The organism is Sphingobium sp. L-44 (assembly GCF_056859495.1).
The window spans coordinates 1-2,762 of sequence record NZ_JBSXOQ010000002.1; the positions used below are offsets into that span (position 1 = coordinate 1).

Here is a 2,762-nt window from a genome sequence, read left to right on the forward strand (position 1 = left end):
GCGCCGCTTGTCCGCCTATCCGCGACAGAACGGACTGGCCCTCGCACTACGCGAGCTGGGCCGCCTCGAACGCTCCATTTTCATGCTCGACTGGCTGCGCGACATCGACCTGCGCCGGCGCACCCAGGCGGGCCTCAACAAAGGCGAAGCCCGCAACGCGCTCGCCCGCGCGCTCTTCTTCAACCAGCTCGGCGAACTGCGCGATCGTCGGTTCGAGAACCAGACCTATCGCGCCTCCGGCCTCAACCTGCTCGTCGCCGCCATCATCTTGTGGAACACTCGCTATCTCGAAATGGCGCTGGCGGACATCGGCACAGCCGACGAAATCGCACGCCACATCGCGCCATTGGGCTGGGAGCATATCTCGCTGACCGGTGACTATAGCTGGAATGTTGAAGATCAACCCGATCCGGACGCCTTGCGACCGCTGCGCGCCGTCAACTCCCTACTTGCCGCGTGACGTTCGCTATCCGTTCGCCCTTTCCGTGCAGATACGTCACTTTCGTGTAGTCACCCCTACAACCCTATGATATGTAAACCGCGCCGTATCATAGTGGGCTTCGGATATTATTCCACCTGTTCTGATTGATTTTCGTATGGAGCTTAACTCCGGCAGCCCGACAGAGCGGCGAGTGTTGGGTTCGCGTTGTTCCACCCCCCCCAATCTTTAATGATCGAGGAAGTCACATGTACCCCATCTTTAAATGCTGAGCTTATTAGCGTGAGCTCATCAGAGACGACAGCCTCGGGATATGGCGGCTCCCCGTAAAAAGCCCCGCCGCGCAAACCCCGCATCGATTGCGGTATTGAGGCGACGTTGTGCTGGGGCTGCGCCTGTTATTTCCCTCACCAAGCCACGAAAAGGTATGATCGAGTTGACAATCGTCTTTCCACCAGCTTCCGCCACTTTACCAAGACGATTTTCGTTACGGTCCGCTCCTACATCGAAATCCGGTCCGAGAACATCGTCCAACTCAGCGATATTACGCTTTATCTCGTTGCAGGTGCGGGTCGATGCCCGATCATATGGGTTAGAAGAAGCGCTTAAGAGAATGGGTGGGATATCCTGCTTTACCGCTCCAACGTCTTTAGCTGGTTGGGAGGCAATAGATCGAACTGAATCCGGTCCGGTATTTTTGGATTCCTTGTGTCCCTCCTGAGCCGCGCCGGCAGACGCAAAAGTCAGTACCAAGATAGTAAAGGCAGCTGAAAATTTCGTCATATCCGTCCCTATCTACTATGATAATATTCAGATATTCCTGTACCACAGGGTAATTTCTTGTGTGATATTGGAGACGCCAGCACGATAAGCTGCAACGATGGACGTCACCGTCGCATCAGTGGCTCTTGTTCGCGATTCGAAGGACCGCACTGCCACATCACGTGCTGCCCCGCTTGCGACCTCTGCGCGCACGACAATAGTGATCAATGGGGGAGCCTTCAGTCCCTGATCAAAGGTGGCCGTGAACTGCGAAATTTCCGCCGACATGATGTCCGCCGGTTTTTGGAAGTCGCTTCGCGCAACTCGCGTTCGGGAAGACTGCTCCAACTGGTCAATCAGAGCTAGACGGAACATCTCCGGGACCGGTTGGGACCAACGTGCTTTTGCGAGAGCAGCAACCCGCGAGTTGGCATTGGTTTCAATGCTGTCAGGCCGCAGATTATTCGGAAATGAAAGCTGGCGGACAGCAACAACCCGTGCATCGGCATCAGGCTGCCTTTGCGGGGGCTCACTGCGAAAGGAATATAGGTCCGCAGGCTTACCTCCGCCCAGAAGCCCACCAACACAGCCCGACAGCGAGACTAAGAGGAGCGCTGAAGAGATCTTTAGCAAACTTTTCACTTTGGCAGCTCCATTTCTCGCGCTTTCCCTCTTCCGAGAACAGAACGCGGATCTTGCTGTATTTGTCGGGTAAGTCGATCGAGTGACTCGGCAGCCTTTTCAAGCCCACGTAGAGCCCCCGCCACGCGATTACCTTCTGGCCCCTCAAGACCTTCTGCACTCGCGTTCAACTTAGCTATAAAAGCCCGTGCATCGTTCGTCGCGCTCTTCGCATTCGCGGCCGCTTCTCGGATGTCTGCAAAGGCTTGCGTACCATCGCCCTGAATAGCGGTTCTCGCAGCCGCCGCAGCCTGCTCGATGTCACCCGACGCTGAATCAAGGCGACGGATTGCATTTTGAGCATCCGCAAACATTGCCTTTCGACTGTTAAGTTCTGCCGTCACTGATCTGATGTCAGCGAGCATGCCATCGACCTTTGCGATATTTCGGTCAGAAAGCACCCGATTGACCCGATCGAATGATTCAGAAACCTTAGCGAGGGTCTGCCCTCCCGCTTCCAGCACCGAATCCAACGATCCGGGCTTCGCCCTTATTATCGGGGGCTGCTCACGCGACGCATCGCGAAGCAGTGGCCTTGTAGGCGAACCAGGAGTTAACTGGATAATGCTGACACCTGTCACACCTTGGGACTCTTTTGAGGCAAATGTATCCACCCTTATGGGTGTACTCTCTTCGACCTTCACATCGATAATCACACGGCGAGAATTCGATGGATCTACACGAAGCTTCGTGATCTCCCCGACCTTGATGCCGTTAAAATCAACTTCGCTACCTTCGGTTAGGTTTCGTGGACAAAGGTTGACAGCAGGATCGGGCGTTGATTCAAGGCTGCCTTTTGGAGGTGGCGTTGGGCGAGCGTATTGGGCTGACGGAGGACGAGTGGGGGATCATCGGCACATTACTGCCATCTGAGCGTGGT

Annotated in this window: 3 protein-coding genes and 1 pseudogene; 1 reads left to right on the plus strand and 3 read right to left on the minus strand. The window is 55.4% G+C overall.

Going from position 1 to position 2,762, the window contains the following annotated elements:
* Nucleotides 1-460 (plus strand): Tn3 family transposase (locus AC13EK_RS00030; protein ID WP_483021939.1); only part of this gene is annotated, 460 nt, incomplete at its 5' end.
* A 270-nt stretch (nucleotides 461-730) separates the two neighbouring features.
* Here the strand turns inward: AC13EK_RS00030 and AC13EK_RS00035 are convergent.
* From AC13EK_RS00035 to AC13EK_RS00045, 3 genes and pseudogenes are all read right to left on the minus strand, one after another.
* The gene (locus tag AC13EK_RS00035) at nucleotides 731-1,222 is read right to left on the minus strand and encodes a hypothetical protein (RefSeq protein ID WP_103097528.1); all 492 of its coding nucleotides are present in this window, start codon (nucleotides 1,220-1,222) and stop codon (nucleotides 731-733) included.
* A gap of 27 nt (nucleotides 1,223-1,249) precedes the next feature.
* Entirely contained in the window at nucleotides 1,250-1,843 is a 594-nt protein-coding gene (locus tag AC13EK_RS00040; RefSeq protein ID WP_122129124.1) for an ABC-type transport auxiliary lipoprotein family protein, read from the minus strand.
* A pseudogene (locus AC13EK_RS00045) lies at nucleotides 1,840-2,616 on the minus strand (MlaD family protein); the annotation flags it as partial. The gene AC13EK_RS00040 and the pseudogene AC13EK_RS00045, both read right to left, overlap by 4 nt.
* Nucleotides 2,617-2,762 lie beyond the last annotated feature (146 nt).